This is a genomic window from Massilia pinisoli (assembly GCF_024753285.1).
Lineage (GTDB): Bacteria > Pseudomonadota > Gammaproteobacteria > Burkholderiales > Burkholderiaceae_D > Telluria > Telluria pinisoli.
Map to the genome: position 1 here is coordinate 1 of NZ_JANUGW010000001.1, position 16938 is coordinate 16938.

Sequence of the window (16938 nt, forward strand, 5' to 3'; positions counted from 1 at the left end):
GAAGTAGTCGTGCGAGGCCGAGGTGTTCGCAGACTTTTTGCGGCGGTACACCCACCAGCCGTAGCCGGCGACGACGACGAAGTAGATCAGGAAGACGATGGAGTCCAGGCGGGAAATCAGATTCATGAGGTTTGTCTCGTCAAGCGGAAACGTAGGCGGCGTGCCGGCAGCGGCGCGCAAGGGACGGCAGAGCGAATAAAGGGTGCGTCATCGGTCTCCGGTATCGTTATTGTCAAGGCGCTATCGGCCAGTACGCCCGGATTCTAGGCACGAAACGCCATGGCGACCCCATCCATTTTTCGCGTCATCTATGAAATATTCGTATGGCGGCGTTATTGGTGTTGAAATTTTTACTAATTATTTTGACAAGAGGAAAGGAACGCAGGTCATCCGCGCGCTCGCACTATACTGACCGCATACCCGTCGATTCCGGGCCCGGCCGCGGTCGCCGCCGCGGCCCGGCCCCGAGCCGACGGGATCCCGGTCGACGCCGTCCGGCGTCGCCTTTTCTACGCTATCAGGAGGTCGAGATGAGTCAAGCATCAAGTATCCTGCGCGGCGCATGGATCGCGTGCGCGCTGTGCGCGGCCACCGTGCCTGCACTGGCCGGCAACCATCCGAAGGCCGCGAAAGACCCGGCCCGCTGGACCACGGGCGACACGACGAAGGCCCAGCGCATGGCCACCTTGAAGAAGGAGATCAATGCCGCCTACGCGGAGCAGCAGACGGCGTGCAAGCACAAGTCGGCCGGCAGCCGCGCCGCCTGCCTGAAACAGGCGCGCCAGATCTACCAGCACGACATGGCCCATGCACCGCAGCTGCTGGCCCAGGCACCGAAGGGCGAGGTGTCGGAACGGGTCGTCGCCACGACGACCGCCGCCCCGGCCGCACCCGCGCAGCCGGGCGCCACGGCCTACGGCAACTCGACGATGGGAGCCACCGGCGCGGGCGCGGGCAAGGACGACGCCGTCCCGCCGAGCACGGGCCAGACGAGCGGCCTGCCGCCGCAGAACATGCACCAGCCCGACATGCAGGAGCCGAACGTTCCGCCGCAAAGCAGCCCGCCGCCCGTCCAGCAGCAATAAGAGAGCCCACCTCAGGGTCCCGCCTCGCGCCGAGGGGCGCCGGATGGTAAACTGCCGCCTTTTGTCGCAGAGGACCACCATGGCGCTTCCCCTGGCGCTGCGCGCACGCGCGCTGGCCTGTTTGACCGAGACCGATCCGGGCGCGAAGACGCAAGGCGTGGCCGCGCTGGCCGCGGCCGCCGCTGCCGGTACGTGCACGCTCGACGCGGCAGCCGTCCTGCACGCGGACGACGCCATCGTGCCGGGCCGTCCCGCGCGTCCTGAGCTCGTGCCCCCGCGCCTCGTCGGCCGTCGCTCGATGGCCACGCCGGAAGGCCGTGCGATGCTCGTCCATGCGCTGGCCCACATCGAATTCAATGCCGTGAACCTCGCGCTGGACGCCGTCTGGCGCTTCGCCGGCATGCCGGACGCCTACTACACCGACTGGCTGCGCGTGGCGGCCGAGGAAGCCCGTCATTTCGACCTGCTGGCCGCGCACCTGCGCGCGCTCGGCTGGGCGTACGGCGACTTTCCCGGCCACGACAGCCTGTGGGAGATGGTCGCGAAGACCAGCGGCGACGTCCTCGCGCGCATGGCCCTCGTGCCGCGCACGATGGAAGCGCGCGGCCTCGACGCGATCCCGCCGCTGCGTGCCAAGCTCGCGCAGGCCGGCGACGAGGCGGCCGCGCGCATCCTCGACGTGCTGCTGCGCGACGAGGTCGGGCACGTGGCGATCGGCAACCGCTGGTACTTCCACCTGTGCGCACAGCGAGGTCTGGAACCGGTGGCGACGTACGACGCGCTGACGGCGCAGTACAAGGCGCCCGTGCTGAAAGGGCCGTTCAACGTGGCCGCCCGCCGTGCGGCCGGCTTCACCGACGCGGAGGTCGCGCGCTTCGACGCCGACCCGCTGGACGCCTGAGCCATGGACACGGAGGGCTTCCTGGCGCAGGGCTTCCTGCTCACGCGCCACTGGCGCGACACGGATGCCGGCGTCGAAGTCGAGTTCTGGCTCGCCACGCCGGACGGCCCGCGCCGCGTGCGGCTGGCGCCGCAGCCGGCCGTCGCGTTCATCCCGGCGGAGCAGGGCGACACGGCGAAGCTGCTGCTGGCGCGCGAGCGGGGCGTGGAACTGCGCGACCTGTCGCTGCGCGACTTCCACCACCGTCCCGTGCTGGGCCTGTACTGCACGCAGTACCGCCATCTGCTCCGGCTGGAAAAGCGCTTGCGCGAGCACGGTATCGACGTGTACGAGGCGGACGTGCGCCCGCCCGAGCGCTACCTGATGGAGCGTTTTATTACCGCGCCCGTCGCCTATGCGGGCACGCCCGACGCTGCCGACCCGCGGCTTCTCGTCGACGCGCAGCTGAAGCCCGTGCAGGACTATCGGCCCGTGCTGTCGACCGCGTCGCTCGACATCGAGACGACGATGCAGGGCGAGCTGCGCTCGATCGCGCTGGAAGGCTGCGGCCAGCGCCAGGTGTACATGCTGGGGCCCGCGAACGGCGATGCGTCCCGGCTCGATTTCGACTACGAGGTGTGCGAAACGCGCCGCGACCTGCTCGACCGGCTGGAAGACTGGTTCCGCCGCCACGACCCGGACGCCATCATCGGCTGGAACCTCGTGCAGTTCGACCTGCGCATCCTGCAGCAGCACGCGCAGCAGATGCAGCGCCCGCTCCGGCTGGGCCGCGACGGCAGCGCGATCGAATGGCGCGAACACGGCGGGCGCCAGGAGCACTGGTTCGCGGGCGTGGCGGGCCGCCTCGTCATCGACGGCATCGAGGCGCTGCGTTCGGCCACGTGGAGCTTCCCGTCGTTCTCGCTGGAGCACGTGGCGCAAAGCCTGCTGGGCGAAGGGAAGGCGATCGACAATCCGTACGACCGCATGGCGGAAATCGACCGCATGTTCGACGAAGACAAGCCGGCGCTGGCGACGTACAACCTGCAGGACTGCGTGCTCGTCACGCGCATCGTCGAGAAGTCGGGGCTCATGACCTTCCTGCTGGAGCGCGCCAGCGTGACGGGCCTGGCGGCCGACCGCAGCGGCGGGTCCGTCGCCGCATTCGAACACGCGTACATCCCGCTGATGCACCGGCTCGGCCGCGTGGCGCCGAACATCGGCGACGTGCCCGGTGCGGACAGCCCCGGCGGCTTCGTGATGGATTCGCGCTCCGGCCTGTACGACTCGGTGCTCGTGCTGGACTATAAAAGCCTGTACCCGTCCATCATCCGCACGTTTCTGATCGATCCCGTGGGCCTCGTCGCGGGTCTCGAGGAGCCGGAACAGGACACGGTGCCGGGTTTCCGAGGCGCGCGCTTCTCGCGCACGCAGCACTGCCTGCCGGGCATCGTCACGCGTGTGTGGGAGGGCCGCGATGCCGCCAAGCGCGCGCGCAACGCGCCGCTGTCGCAGGCGCTGAAGATCATCATGAACTCGATGTACGGCGTGCTGGGGACGACCGGATGCCGTTTCTTCGACCCGCGTCTCGCGTCGTCGATCACGATGCGCGGCCACGAGATCATGCATCGCACGCGGGAGCTGATCGAGGCGCAGGGCTACCAGGTGATCTACGGCGACACGGATTCGACGTTCGTATGGCTCGGCCGCGCGCACGGCGAGGACGAGGCCGCGCGCATCGGCCGCGCGCTTGTCGACCACGTGAACGGCTGGTGGCGGACGCACCTGGCCGATACCTTGCAGCTGGAGAGCGCGCTGGAACTCGAGTACGAGACGCACTTCCGGCGCTTCCTGATGCCGACCGTGCGGGGCTCGGAAGAGGGCAGCAAGAAGCGCTACGCGGGACTCGTGCGTGGCGCTGACGGCGGCGAGGAGATGATCTTCAAGGGCCTGGAGACCGTGCGCACGGACTGGACGCCGCTGGCGCAGACCTTCCAGCAAGAGTTGTACGGCCGCGTGTTCCGCGGCGAACCGTACGAGGACTATGTGCGCGACTACGTGGCGCGCACCTTGCGCGGCGAATTCGACGAGCAGCTCGTGTACCGCAAACGCCTGCGCCGGCCGCTCGTCGAGTACGAGCGCAACGTCCCGCCGCACGTGCGCGCGGCGCGCGCGGCCGACGAATTCCACGTGCGCCAGGGCCGCCCTGCGCCGTATCGCAATGGCGGGTGGATCCGCTACGTGATGACGACGTCGGGCCCGGAACCCATGGACACGCTGGACCCGCGGCGCACTCCGATCGACTACGAGCACTACCTGACGAAGCAGCTGGAGCCCGTCGCGGACGGCATCCTGCCTTTTTTGGACGACAGCTTCGCGCGACTCACGAGCCCGCAGGGTGCCCTGTTCTGACGGGCCGCGGTTTAGCCACCGGCGCGCTTCGCACGATGCCCCTGCTTGCCGAGGACGTCCATCACGAGGTCGCAGTGATCGCCCTGCACCTCGATCACACCATCCTTCACGGTTCCGCCGGAGCCGCATGCGGTGCGCAACTGCTTGCCCAGCGCCGCCAGCGCAGCCGCATCGAGCGCGAGGCCCTTGACGATGGTGACGGTCTTGCCGCCGCGGCCCTTCGATAGCCGCGACACGCGCGCGATGCCGTCGCCTGCGGGTACGGCGGCGGCCTTGCACGCGCACGACGCGACGGGCTGGCGGCAGCCGGGGCACATGCGGCCGCCGTCGGTGGAGTAAACGAGGCCGCTGCTTGCATGCTTCATGGTCGGTTCGGTTGGAGTTGATCTGTCGATCGCGCGAGTGTACCAGCCGGCCCGTGATCGAGGGCGACGGCGGCGAAACAGGCGATGAGGAGGGCGCTGAATTCCCAGCCGCCTTCGCCCGGGCCGAGGATGAAGAAGCCGAGCTGCCAGTGGATCAGGACGACGCCCGTGGCGAAGATGAGGATGAGGATCGCGCACATGGGTCGCACGAGGATGCCCGGCGCGATCAGCAGCACGCCGCCCGTCTCCGCCAGGTTGACGAGGTGTGCCTGCACGAGCAGGAATGGGAAGCCGAAGCCCGCGAGCGCGGTGGCGAGCCCGCGGATTTCACCGTACAGGTAGCGATCTTCACATCGCGGCGGCGCGAAAGCAAGTGATCTGCAAGGCTGCGGATGGTACCATCCACGCAAACCAACCATCGACGGGGGAGCGATGCATCATCCGGGAGTGTTCGACGGCGTCTTCATCGCCATGTTCGTCCTGTGCTTCATCATTCGCGCGCCGCTGGAAGTCAGGAACAAGAAGATCGGCACCGTCGAATCGCGCAAGGGGGCGATGGAGCGATTCTGCCTGCTGCTCGTGTTCACGGGCTCGACGACGATGCCGCTGCTGTACTTCCTCACGCCGTGGTTCCGTTTCGCCGACTACGAGGTCGCGCTTTCCCAAGGCGCATTGGGCGCGGCGCTCGCCGTGGCCGGCGTGTTCCTGTTCTGGAAATCGCATCGCGACCTGGGCCGCCAGTTTTCCTCGACTCTGGAGCTCAAGGAGGCGCATCACCTGGTTTGCGACGGCATCTACAGCAGGATCCGGCATCCGATGTACACCGCCTTGTTCGTCATCGCGACTGCGCAGCTGCTGTTGATCGGCAATGCCGTCGTGGCCCCGGCGTTTCTGCTCGCATTCAGCCTGTTGTACTTTGCCCGGATCGATCACGAAGAAGCGATGATGCTCGCCCATTTTGGCGGCGACTACGCGGCCTATCAGGCGCGCACCAACCGCCTGTTGCCTTCGTTGCGGCGCTGACGCCGCTGCCGCCCCGGCGTGGCCGAGATTGGATCAACGGCGCGCACGATTCGATTTGACGCATCGGCTGAACAGGGCTATATTTTCGTCTCCGTTTTGGAAACGATTCCAACTCGAGTATCCACGAAAATCCCAACAAGACCGGTGATCGAGCCGGCACGGCGTGGGCGTGCGTCCAGGACGTCCGCAATTCTTCGCAGTGAAACAGAGGAGTCGAAGTGAATAACGACAACCAGAAATCTCGCTCTGTATGGAAAGCTTTCCACGCAGTTGCTGCCGCCGGGCTGTGCGCATGTGCGATGCACGCGTCGGCCGGTGTCACGAGCCCGGCCGTCGGCCAGCTGCTGTGGTCCGAGGAATTCAATGGCCCGAGTCTCGATGCGTCGCGCTGGACGGCCACGGACGGCAACGGCTGCCAGATCAACCTGTGCGGCTACGGCAACCAGGAGTTGGAGTACTACAGCCCGAACAACGTGTCGATCGCGGACGTGCCGTTCGAGCCGGGCACGCGCGCGCTCGCGATCCGCGCGCAGAACCAGACGGTGGGCAGCAATGTGTTCACCTCCGGGAAGGTCGACACCCACGGCAAGGTGCAGGTGCAGTACGGGATGATCGAGATCCGCATGGCGACCCCGAACATCGCAACGGGGCTGTGGCCCGCCGCGTGGATGCTGGGCACGAGCGCGCAGACGTGGCCGCGCAACGGCGAGATCGACATCATGGAGATGGGCCACAAGGCGTCCGTGCGCGCGGCGGCCGGCTCGCCGTCGGCCAACAACTTCGTCGGCTCCAACGTGATCACGTGGCAGCAGGCCGCGTGTGTGCCGGGCAACGAGAGCTGTGCCGCGTCGACCGCGTGGCAGACGAAGAACTGGTACGTGCCGACGACGTCGCTGGCGAACCGCTTCGTCACGTACCGGCTGTACTGGACCGAGAGCCAGATGCGCTTCACGACCGTCGACAACGGCGTCGAGCACGATATGTACGATGCGCCGCTCCCGGTGAATTCGACGTCGCTGCAGGCGCCGTTCTACCTGCTGCTGAACCTTGCCGTGGGCGGCAATTTCACGGATGCCGCGACCCCTGGCCAGGTGACGGCGCCGCTGCCGGGCACGATGTACGTCGACTACATCCGCGTGTACCAGCTGGACGGGAAGGGCAGCGTCAAGCTGGGCAACCAGACCGTGCCGGAAGTGGCTGGCAAGTTCGGCGTCTTCACGGACAACACGCCGGTGAACAACAAGCTCGTGGCCGGCACGAGTTCCGACATCTACCTGTGGAACAGCGCCTCGTCCGGCGCGGGCACTATGCCGCCGTACGAAGGCAGCAACGTGATCGCCTGGGCGTACACGGCGCCAGGCCAGTGGTTCGGCGGCGGCGTGCAGACGCGCCAGGCGCGCGACCTGACGAACTACCGCAACGGCACGATGAAGTTCCGCATCAAGATCCCCGCGAACGTGTCGTTCAACATCGGCGTCGGCGACACGTACACGAACCAGAACTGGGTGAACTTCCCCGCGAACACGACGGCCTATGGCCTCGTGCGCAACGGCGATTGGGCGCAGGGCAGCATTCCCGTGTCCACGCTGATCGGGCCCAAGGTGGCGCTGCAGTCGCTGCTGGACATCTTCATGATCTCCAGCGACGCGAACAATCTGCCCGCGTCGACGTTCCAGTTCGCCATCGACGACATCGTGTGGGACTCCGGCACCTCGACCCCGCCGCCATCCGGCCCGACGTACGCGACGCAGACGTCGGCGACCACCTTGCAGTTCACGACGACGACGGGCGGCTGGGCCGACGTCCACTACACGGTGAACAACGGCACCCAGCAGAACGTGCGCATGCGCCTGGACGGCACGACGAACACGTACATCGCCGGCGGCCTGAAGATCGGCGACGTCGTGCGCTACAGCTTCACGTACTGGGACACGGCGCGCAACTACGCTGTCGACACGGCGCTGCAGACCTGTACGATGCAGTGAGCGACGATCCCGTCACGGCCCGGGGTTCGGATTGTCGGGCAGCGACGGGATCGCGCGCAGGTATTCGTAGATGGCGTACAAATCCTTCGTCGTCATCTTGCCGACGGCCGGCCAGGGCATCACTTGCAGGATGTCGCCGGCCGGATCGCGCGGATCGTGGCCGGTGCGCAGCGTCTGCACGAACTGGTCGCGCGTGAGACCGGCGGGGCGGCCGGCGTTGTCCGGCGTCAGGTTCGGCGCCGTGAAGGGGCCGAACTGGCGCCCGCCGGACATGTATTGCTCGGCGTTGACCCGCTCCGGCTGACCCTTGAACGGGTCGCCGCCGGGCGAATAGCTCGGGTGCGTGTGGCAATCGATGCAACCTGTCGTGTTGACGATGTAGCTGCCCTGCCACACGAGACTCCTCTGCTTGCCTTTCAGGTTCAGGATCACGCCCGGCGGCACGAGCTCGCGGCCGCGCATGGCACGGCTGTTCGTGTCGCTCATGGCCGTGGCGAGGTCGGCGTCGGTGTCGGGGGCGGCGGCGTACGGCGCGGCGCTGGCGGCGGCCAGGACGAGTGCCAGCCACGTGCGGCGGTGGGTCAGGTGGGATGCAAGCATGCTGTGTCTCCTGTGGTCGAGGCGTGCGACATCGCTTCCTGCGACGCGAACGCGAGGGAAGGACATGCACCGGGGCAAACCCGGCGCGCTGGCTGAGACGAATCTCCCCAGTATAGGCGCCCATCGCGCGGACGCCAGCGCGGCGGCCCCGTGCGTTCTGATAGGGTGCTCGTGACAATGCGCGCACTTTGGCTGTGGCCGCCATGGCATGATCACGTGGGTTCCCTCTAAATCAACGACAAGGAGACAGCCATGCACGATTCGAGCCGGCCATGGATCGCCCTGGCCGCCGCCATTGCGGTCGTGGGCGCGCTGATCCACGTGGCTGCCATTCCGGCCGGCCCAGCCTGGTATGCCTATTTCGGCGCCCCGCCGTCCGTCGTCGCGTCCGCCCGCGCCGGCACCTGGCTCGCGCCCGTGGGCGCAGTGGCCATCGCGCTGCTGATGGCCACGTGCGGCTGGTATGCCGGCGCGGCGCTGGGCATCGTGCGCCGTCCGCCGTTGCTGCGGACGGGCCTTGCCGCGATGGCCGCAGTCTGTCTGCCGCGCGCCCTGATCCTCGTCCCGCTGGCCGTCACGCATCCGGAACTGCGCACCACGTTCCAGGTCGTCGCCGCCATCGTGTGGGGGCTGGCCGGCATCGGCTTCGCGCTCGGCTGCGCGCTCGTTCACCGCCAGCACCGTGTCGCGCGCCGCGTCGCGGCGTGACATCCGCCGGGCGGTCTATACTGGCACCACCATGCACCTGTACCGCGAATTCCCGCCCCATCCGGCGCTGGCCGGCCACGTCGCCTGCCTGTGGACGAGCCTCGCCATGCCGGACGGCGCGCCCGTGCGCACGCGCGTCCTGCCCGACAATTGCATCGACATCCTGTGGCAGGACGCGGCGCCGCTGGGCAAGGTCGCGGGCATGATGTCGCGTCCCCATCACGTGTCGATGGCGACGCCCGTGCTGACCGTCGCCGTGCGCTTCCTGCCCGGTGCCGCGCGCGCGTTCTTCGACCTGCCGCTGTGCGAACTGCAGGACGGCCACCCCGCGCTCGCCGACCTGTGGCCGCGCGCGGATGCCGAGGCGCTGGCCGCCGCGTTGTGGGAGCGCGAGCAGACGGCCGAAGCACGGCTGGCGATCGTCGAGCAGGCGCTGCTCGCGCGCCTGCGCGCACGCGAGCCCGTACGCGCGGACCTGCTCTCGCGCGCGGCCGTCGCGCGGATCGAGGCGGACGGCGGCGCGCAGCGCATCGATGACGTCGCGTCCGATCTGGGCGTCACGCGCCAGCACCTGGCGCTGCTGTTCCGCGAGCGCGTGGGCCTGCCCGCAAAGACGTTCGCCATGGTATGCCGCTTCCGCCGCGCGCATGCGGCGCTGCGGGCGCGGCCCGGCGCCATCGACTGGGCGCTGCTCGCCGGCGACTGCGGCTATTACGACCAGTCGCACCTGATCCACGCGTTCCGCCAGTTCGCCGACGCGACGCCGGAGTCGTTCGTGCGCCGGGTGGCCGCATGAGCGGGCGGATCGTCCAGGTTATCGCCGCGCCATCGAACCTCGGCTTGCGTCCCCTGCGGCCCGGGCATGAGCCGGGCACCTGGCGCGCACCCGACGCCCTGTTCGACGCGGGCCTGCTGGACGCGGTCGGTGCCGGCGCGCCCATCGTGATGGCGCGGCCGGCATGGAAACCCGGCCCCGATCCGGGCACCCGGCTGCGCAACGGGATCGCCATGCGCGCGTTCAACCTCGCGCTGGCCGACCACGTGGACGCCACATGTGCGCGCGCTGCGTTCACGCTCGTCGTCGGCGGCGATTGCTCGATCCTGCTCGGCGCGCTGGCGGGCGCGCGCCGCCATGGGCCGCTGGCGCTCGTCCACGCCGACGGTCACAGCGACTTCCGTCATCCCGGCAACTACGACCCGGCGACCACGCTGGGTGCCGTGGCCGGCATGGATCTCGCGCTGGCGACGGGTCGCGGCGAGGCGTTGATGACGGACTGGCCCGGCGTGCCGACGCCGCTCGTGCACGACCGTCACGTCGTTCAGATCGGCGAGCGGGAAGGGCGCGACCCCGATTTCGCGTGGCCGGACGTGAACGACACGGCCATCGAACGCATCGACGTGTTCGCGGCAAACGAGATGGGAGCGCACGCCGTGCTGGCCCGCGCACGCCGCACGCTCGACGCTGCATCGCACCACCGTTTCTGGGTGCACCTGGACGTCGACGTGCTCGACGCCGCCGTCATGCCGGCCGTCGACAGCCCTGGCTCGCCCGGTATCGCGCCGGACGACCTCGTGCTCGTCCTTTCCGGCCTGTTGCCCGATCCACGGTGCGCCGGCATGACGGTCACCGTCTTCGATCCCGACCTCGATCCCGACGGGCGCTACGCACGCCTGCTCGTCGGCCTTCTGGGCCGCTTGTCGTTCCGCTAACACCGCTTCTACTGAGAAATTTCATTCAGCGGTTTGGCGGTCTTGATAATTGCCAACCCTTGTGGCGTCTCCCACAATGCCGCAAGGGTACGAGGTATGCAAGAGACGCAACGGGTCCAATCGGCCACGCCGCGGGTCCGTGAACGCGCGTGCAACGCAAAACGCCGTTGCGTACGCGTGAAAGACGGCCGGCACGACAGCGATGTCGAGGTCGCGCCAAAGCTGGATTCCTCCGACTGCCGGAAACCGTCACCGCCCCAGCGGCCGGGTGACGTATCGGTCCGGCGCAGCCATGCTGCCCACCATACCGGCACATTCCAATGACAACTTTCCCTTTTTGGCGGAGACTTTCATGAACACGACATACAGGAAGCGCACCATCGTCCTGGCGATCCTCGCGATGAGCCTTGCCGCAGGTTGCGGCGGTGGCGGTGGCGGCGGTTCCGGCACTTCCGGCACCACGGCCGGTACGGGTACGCCCGCCGGCACGGGCGGCACCGGCAGCACGGGCGCCACGGGAAGCACGGGCAGCACCGGGAGTACCGGTTCGACGGGTTCCACCGGCGGCACCACCGACACGGGGAGCACCGGCACCACGAGCCCCGGCACGGACGCCAGCGGCGCATCTGCCACGTGGACGAGCGTGAAATGGGGCGGCGGCGGCTACGTCACGGGCCTCATCTATCACCCGACGTCGGCGAACGTGCTGTATGCGCGCACCGACATCGGCGGCGCGTATCGCTGGAACGACACGTCGAAGTCCTGGACGCCGATCACGGACGGCATTGGATTCAGTGGACCGGAAAGCCGCTTCCACGGCATCGAAAGTATCGCCCTCGATCCGAACAACGACCAGCTCGTGTACATGATGACCGGGATGTACACGTTTGAAGGCAATGGCCGCATTTATGTCTCGAGCGACCGCGGCGCCACGTGGACGCATTACGACGTGCCGTTCGCCATGGGCGGCAACAACGGCGGCCGTCCGCTCGGCGAACGCCTGATGGTCGACCCGAACAAGCCGTCGACGCTGTTCTTCGGCTCGCGCATGGCCGGCCTGTGGAAGAGCACGGACTCCGGCAAGACCTGGGCGCAGGTCACGTCGCTGTCGTCCATCACGATGACGTCGGACCAGACCCATGACGGCGGCATCGAGACGGTCCTGTTCGACACGAGCACCAAGGGCAGCGGCACGGCCACGCAGACGATCTACGTGGCCATCGCGCCCGACTACGTCACCGCGGCCGGGCTGAAATCGAACCTGTACAAATCGACTGACGGCGGCGCGTCGTGGGCACCGGTCACGACGCCGGTCTCCGGCTTCATCCCGCACATGGTGCGCGCGTCCGACGGCATGATCTACGTGCCGTTCAGCCAGGGCGGCGGCCCGTCGATCGCCGGTCCGGGCAAACTGTACAAGTTCGACGGCACGACCTTCACGCAGCTCGCCAGCTACGACAATGGCGGCTACGGCGGCCTGTCCGTCTACGGTTCCGGTTCGACGGCCCACATCGCGCTGGGCGTCTCCAACACCTGGGGCTCCGGCCAGGTCGTCCAGCTGTCGGTCGACGGCGGTGCGACGTGGAAGGAAATCGAGCAGGGCATGCCGCATGCCGGCGGCGGCGGCGCCGTCAGCGGCTGGGTGGACGACATCGAGATCGATCCGAGCAACCCCGACCACATCTCGCACGTGCACGGCGGCGGCATCGTGGAGACGCTGAACGCCTCGGCGACCTCGCCGACCTGGAGCGGCAACGTGACGAACCTCGAGGAGACGGCCACCAACGCCATCGTCACGCCGCCGCCGGGTGCGTCGTACAAGTTCATCATCAGCGCGGGCGACATCGGCACGTGGCTGCAGACGGACCTCGCGGCGACGCCGACGAAGACGCCGTTTAACAACTGGAGCAACGGCAACGCCGCCGACCTGGCGTGGGCCGACCCGAACTACATCGCGGGTTCGGGCGTCGTCAACTCGTCCGGGACTGCGTTTGGCTTCTGGTCCGGCGACGGCGGCGCAACGTGGAAGAACTTCGCCGCGCTTCCCGCGGGTGCCGCGACGAACAAGGGCGGTTCGTCGAGCCTGGTGGTCCCGTCGCGCAACAACGTGATCTGGGCGCCTGCCAATTCCGTGCCGTCGTACTCGACGGACAGCGGCTCGAACTGGACCGCAACGAACCTGCCGGCGCTGCCGAGCGTCGCCAACGGCTGGGATCGCGGCTACCGCCTCGTGGCGGACCGCAAGAACGCGAGCAAGGTCTACGCCTACGACTCGGGCGGCGCGTCGTGGGGCACGGCGGGCAAGGTCTACGTCTCGACGGACGGCGGTCATACGTTCACGCTGAGCGCGGGTTCGACGTCGGCGAAGCTGGCGCCGAACGCGTTTTGGACCACGTCGATGGTGGCGAACCCGAACGCCGAGGGCGACCTGTGGCTGGCCGACGGTGAAGCTCTGTTCCACTCGACCGATTCCGGTGCGACCTGGACGAAGCTGAGCGGCTTCGCGACGGTGAAGGGCTCAGGCACGACGGGGGATGCGCAGGGCACCAGCGCCATCGCCCTGGGCAAGGCCAAGGCCGGCGCATCGTACACGGCCGCCGTCTACGTGGTGGGCACGCGCAACGGCGTGTGGGGCATCTACCGTTCCGACGACGCGGGCGCCACCTGGTCGCGCTTCAACGACGACGCTCACCAGTACGGCGGCATCGGCGCCATCGCGGGCGACTGGAACTCGTACGGCCGCATCTACTTCAGCGGTACCGGTCGCGGCATCATCTACAGCAACTAAGGTCGACCGTGTGCAAAAGGGCAGCTTCGGCTGCCCTTTTTTTGTGCGCGCGGGCGCATCTTCCATTTTTCCAATCCACCGGGCCATGGAACGGGCATCATGTGGTTTTTCGACAGGAGACTTCCATGATCAAGGGATTACGCACCGTGACCTATCCCGTGGCCGACCTGGGCCGCGCCAAGGCCTGGTTCGCCGACGTGTTCGGCGTCCAGCCTTACTTCGACCAGCCGTTCTACGTCGGTTTCGCCGTCGGCGGCTTCGAGCTGGGCCTCGTCCCCGACGGCACGCCCGGCACGACCGGGTCCACCGCGTTCTGGGGCGTGGACGACATCGCCGCCGACGTCGAGCGCATCGTCGGGCTGGGCGCCACCGTCCGCACGGCGATCCAGGACGTGGGCGAGGGTATCAAGGTGGCGGAATTGAACGACCCGTTCGGCAACGTCCTCGGTCTCATCGAGAACCCGCTGTTCGATTCCGCCGCCGTGCGCTGATCACATGCCGGCCGGCGGCTCGACGGGAATCGGATTGCGCAGCGACAGGTTGATCGCGTTCCAGCCACGGATGACGGCGATCGTATAGCCCAGCTCCGCGATCTCGGCGTCGCTGAAATGCTCGCGCAGCTGCGGCCAGGCGGCGTCCGTGTCGTCGCGGTGGGGCAGGCCGTTGACGGCGTCGGCCCAGGCCAGCGCCGCGCGATCGCGGTCGCTGAAGAACGGCGATTCGCGCCAGGCGGCCACGCTGTTCAGGTGGCGCGGGTCGGCGCCTTGCTTGACGAGGTCGCGCCAGTGCATGTCGACGCACACGCCGCAGCCGTTCTGCTGCGACACGCGCAGGTTGACGAGTTCGACGAGGCGCGGGCCGAGGACGCCCTGCTTGACGGTCTGCGACAGGTTGACCATGGCCTTCAGCGCGGACGGGGCGTTGGCGAACAGGTTGATGCGGGGAGCGTGCAACATGACGGTTCCTTTCGAATGGACGAGGGTGCGAAATGCATCCTCCTGTCCATTAGACGAAACGGCGCGCCCGTTCGTGACAGGTTCCCCGAATTATTTGAGATCGTATTGCCGGCGCAGTGCGTCGACGTAGCGGCCGCGCGAGCTGCGCGCCCGTTCGTGCGGGGCGAACGGGCTGCTGGCATGGTCGAGCAGGTCGATCGCATCGCCAAGCCGCATGCGTTCCGTACCGTCCAGCGGCCGGCCATCGTCCGTCAGCAGCCGGATGACGCGGATCGCCAGCTCCTTCGCCGCAATGTCTTCCGGCAGGCCCGTGCGCGTGCACAGGCCATAGGTGCCGGCGATGAAGTGGCCCCATTCCTCGCGCACGTGCGCGTCCGCCATCAGCGCGGGCATGGGCGCGGCGCGGTACAAGTCGAGCGTGTCGAGCGCCGCCCGGTAGCGCGCCGCAAAGCACGCATACGGATCCTCTGCGCCTTCCAACAACATCCGCAGCCAGGCGACGTTGCCGCGCGCATGCCAGTCGATGGCGTGGTCCTCCGCATGCGCGCCGAAATACGAGGTGCAGTCGATGTGCACCTGCAGCCGGTACGACCGCGCGGGCATCGTACCGGCCGCGGTGAATGCGTCGAGCCGCGCGGGGGCGGTCGCGCAGGCCGCGAGCAGTTGCGCGCGGGTGAGGAAGTGCGTGTTAAGGTAGTCGATGAGTTCCATGCGCCCATGCTAGCGCGGTGTATGCTCCGACGATTCGGCCGCGGTCGAAGTGTCGTCGATCTCCGTCAGGAAGCCTTCGGCCAGGTAGCGCGGGATCTTGGCGAATTCGCCCAGCACGCGCGCGCGGAATTCATCGTGCTCGTGCCAGCGGTCGGCCGGTACGCCGAAATAGTTGACGGGGCTGACCGTGACGGAGAGGCCCGGCCAGTGCCGGCGCAACGTCATCAGGTAGCGCCGCGTCGAGCAGACCTTGCCGATGACGACGACGCTGCCGATCGCCGCGACGTCCATCACCTCGGCGACCCTGGCCCGGCCGAAGCGCACGTTTTCGCCCGTGTTCGTCGCGGCCGTTTCCAGGATGAGCGCCGTCTCCGGTATCCCGAGGCCGACGAGGTGGTCCGCGATGACGTCCGCTTCCGCGAACGGCGCGCCACCGGTGCGGCCCCCGGAGACGAGCAGCCGGCGGAACATGCCGTCCTGCCACAGGCGGAGCGCGGCGTCGCAGAATTCGGGCACGCCGTGGCGCGTGCCGAACAGGAAGCCGAGGTCGGACGGGCAGGGTGGAAACGACGGCATGACGTAGCGGCCGATGTCGTCGATGGTGTCTGCTCGTGTGTTCATACGGTGCCGTTCCAGCGCGAAGACGTTATCATGGTGGCCCGTCGCGCCGCTCCACCCACATTGACATGACATTCGTTTCCAGCCCGCGCTGCCGGGTCCCGCTGCTTGCCTTCGTCGCGGCCCTGGCCTGCGGTCCGGTCCTGGGCGCCGAGCCGCCGCTGTTCAACGGGCGCTGGGTGGCGGACGATCCGGACCAGGCGCAAGGCCGGTACGCCATCCTTGCGATCGACGACGCGACTCTGTCGTGGCGCCCGCCGAAACGCTCGGCGCCCACGTGCACGCGGCGTTTCGACCTGCACAAGGAACGCCCGGGTACCGTGTACGTGGATGGCCACGGCAAGAAATTCGTCGCCGGCGTCCCCGGCAGCATTCCCACATATCTGCTGAAGCTGGGCGACGGCACGTGCGGCAACCCCGCCGACGCGGTGCGGATCATTTTTCCGTTGATTTACGATCGGCGCCATATCGAGTTCATCGAATACGTCGCAGGGAAACCCGTCAGCGTGCAGCGGCTGCACCGCAAGAAGTGAATCAGGACCGCGCCGCCTGCCGTGGCGCAGCTGCGGGCGGCGTGATCATGGGTTCCAGGTTGCAGTGGTCGAGCGACGCGTCGATGGCGTCGACGGGGCCATACCATTCGTACACGCCGACGAACCCGCCCGTGCGCAGGATCCAGACCTTCTTCGTGCGCGTGTCCATCACCGCCGTGTGGCGAAAGCCGTCGGCGACGTACGGGTCCTCGGGGATCACGACGCGGACGAACGGGCCGCCGTGCGCCGTGTCCGGGGCCGCTGCAGCCGGGATCGCGGTCGCGAAACCGGAGAAGGTGATGCCGTAGCGGTCCGCCAGCGATTTGGAGAGCGGGCAGGCGGATGCGTGGGCAGACAGCAGGGCGAGGGAAGCGGCGGCGACGAGGTTCTTCATGACGAAAGGCGTGTGGTGCGGTGGGGTCGTTCGCAACGATATCATGGCGCGGCCGCCCAAAATGCGCGGATTCTCACGGGGACGGCGCCCCAAGCCCGGCCGTTGCGACGGCAGCGCGCGTTTGCTAGTATCGCAACATGGACCGATTCCGCGTCACCCGCCAGGCGATT

General features: G+C 68.0%; 18 protein-coding genes. 11 read left to right on the forward strand and 7 right to left on the reverse strand.

The genetic code is table 11. The annotated features are described in order from the left end of the window. Positions 1-530: 530 nt before the first annotated feature. The 3 genes from NX784_RS00005 to NX784_RS00015 all read left to right on the forward strand — a co-directional run bounded on the left by NX784_RS00005 (position 531) and on the right by NX784_RS00015 (position 4377). Entirely contained in the window at positions 531-1085 is a 555-nt protein-coding gene (locus NX784_RS00005) for a hypothetical protein (protein WP_258814615.1), read from the forward strand. 79 nt (positions 1086-1164) lie between these two features. Continuing rightward, entirely contained in the window at positions 1165-1986 is an 822-nt protein-coding gene (locus NX784_RS00010; protein WP_258814616.1) for a ferritin-like domain-containing protein, read from the forward strand. 3 nt (positions 1987-1989) lie between these two features. Continuing rightward, positions 1990-4377: a DNA polymerase II gene (locus tag NX784_RS00015; protein WP_258814617.1), complete on the forward strand. Its 2388-nt coding sequence runs from the start codon at positions 1990-1992 to the stop codon at positions 4375-4377. An 11-nt stretch (positions 4378-4388) separates the two neighbouring features. Here the strand turns inward: NX784_RS00015 and NX784_RS00020 are convergent, their stop codons facing one another. Together NX784_RS00020 and NX784_RS00025 are read right to left on the reverse strand one after the other, a co-directional pair. Beyond that, positions 4389-4742, reverse strand: a complete 354-nt coding sequence (locus tag NX784_RS00020; RefSeq protein ID WP_258814618.1) for a translation initiation factor Sui1 — start codon at positions 4740-4742, stop codon at positions 4389-4391. Continuing rightward, positions 4739-5152: a DoxX family protein gene (locus NX784_RS00025; RefSeq protein WP_258814619.1), complete on the reverse strand. Its 414-nt coding sequence runs from the start codon at positions 5150-5152 to the stop codon at positions 4739-4741. The genes NX784_RS00020 and NX784_RS00025 overlap by 4 nt, the downstream gene beginning before the upstream one ends. A gap of 37 nt (positions 5153-5189) precedes the next feature. Here NX784_RS00025 and NX784_RS00030 point away from each other — a divergent pair, with 37 nt between their 5' ends. Both NX784_RS00030 and NX784_RS00035 read left to right on the forward strand, forming a co-directional pair. Next, complete coding sequence (locus NX784_RS00030) at positions 5190-5765, forward strand: protein-S-isoprenylcysteine O-methyltransferase (RefSeq protein WP_258814620.1); 576 nt, start codon at positions 5190-5192, stop codon at positions 5763-5765. A 299-nt stretch (positions 5766-6064) separates the two neighbouring features. After that, entirely contained in the window at positions 6065-7750 is a 1686-nt protein-coding gene (locus tag NX784_RS00035; protein WP_258814621.1) for a glycoside hydrolase family 16 protein, read from the forward strand. A gap of 12 nt (positions 7751-7762) precedes the next feature. Here the strand turns inward: NX784_RS00035 and NX784_RS00040 are convergent, their stop codons facing one another. After that, on the reverse strand, positions 7763-8350 hold the full coding sequence (locus NX784_RS00040) for a hypothetical protein (protein ID WP_258814622.1): 588 nt from the start codon (positions 8348-8350) through the stop codon (positions 7763-7765). A 252-nt stretch (positions 8351-8602) separates the two neighbouring features. Between NX784_RS00040 and NX784_RS00045 the strand changes: the two genes are divergently transcribed. The 5 genes from NX784_RS00045 to NX784_RS00065 all read left to right on the forward strand — a co-directional run bounded on the left by NX784_RS00045 (position 8603) and on the right by NX784_RS00065 (position 14047). Beyond that, entirely contained in the window at positions 8603-9058 is a 456-nt protein-coding gene (locus tag NX784_RS00045; RefSeq protein WP_258814623.1) for a hypothetical protein, read from the forward strand. A gap of 31 nt (positions 9059-9089) precedes the next feature. Continuing rightward, a complete protein-coding gene (locus NX784_RS00050; protein ID WP_258814624.1) occupies positions 9090-9854 on the forward strand; it encodes a helix-turn-helix domain-containing protein in 765 nt (254 codons plus the stop codon). Next, positions 9851-10768, forward strand: coding sequence for an arginase family protein (locus NX784_RS00055; protein WP_258814625.1), 918 nt, complete (start codon positions 9851-9853; stop codon positions 10766-10768). Before NX784_RS00050 ends, NX784_RS00055 begins: the two co-directional genes overlap by 4 nt. 352 nt (positions 10769-11120) lie before the next feature. Further along, positions 11121-13556 carry a sialidase family protein gene (locus NX784_RS00060; protein WP_258814626.1) on the forward strand — a complete coding sequence of 812 codons (2436 nt, stop codon included), beginning with the start codon at positions 11121-11123 and terminating at the stop codon, positions 13554-13556. Between the two features lie 125 nt (positions 13557-13681). Next, complete coding sequence (locus NX784_RS00065; RefSeq protein WP_258814627.1) at positions 13682-14047, forward strand: VOC family protein; 366 nt, start codon at positions 13682-13684, stop codon at positions 14045-14047. Here the strand turns inward: NX784_RS00065 and NX784_RS00070 are convergent, their stop codons facing one another. From NX784_RS00070 to NX784_RS00080, 3 genes are all read right to left on the reverse strand, one after another. Further along, positions 14048-14512, reverse strand: a complete 465-nt coding sequence (locus NX784_RS00070; protein ID WP_258814628.1) for a carboxymuconolactone decarboxylase family protein — start codon at positions 14510-14512, stop codon at positions 14048-14050. It abuts the gene before it with no gap. 90 nt (positions 14513-14602) lie between these two features. Continuing rightward, positions 14603-15223, reverse strand: coding sequence for a DUF6058 family natural product biosynthesis protein (locus NX784_RS00075; RefSeq protein ID WP_258814629.1), 621 nt, complete (start codon positions 15221-15223; stop codon positions 14603-14605). Positions 15224-15232: 9 nt separating this feature from the next. Then, positions 15233-15844 (reverse strand): YdcF family protein, encoded by a 612-nt coding sequence (locus NX784_RS00080; protein WP_258814630.1) that lies wholly within the window; start codon positions 15842-15844, stop codon positions 15233-15235. Positions 15845-15909: 65 nt separating this feature from the next. Here NX784_RS00080 and NX784_RS00085 point away from each other — a divergent pair, with 65 nt between their 5' ends. Further along, on the forward strand, positions 15910-16374 hold the full coding sequence (locus NX784_RS00085) for a hypothetical protein (protein WP_258814631.1): 465 nt from the start codon (positions 15910-15912) through the stop codon (positions 16372-16374). Position 16375: 1 nt separating this feature from the next. Here NX784_RS00085 and NX784_RS00090 read toward each other — a convergent pair whose 3' ends face one another. Continuing rightward, positions 16376-16768, reverse strand: a complete 393-nt coding sequence (locus NX784_RS00090) for a hypothetical protein (RefSeq protein ID WP_258814632.1) — start codon at positions 16766-16768, stop codon at positions 16376-16378. Positions 16769-16938: the final 170 nt, after the last annotated feature.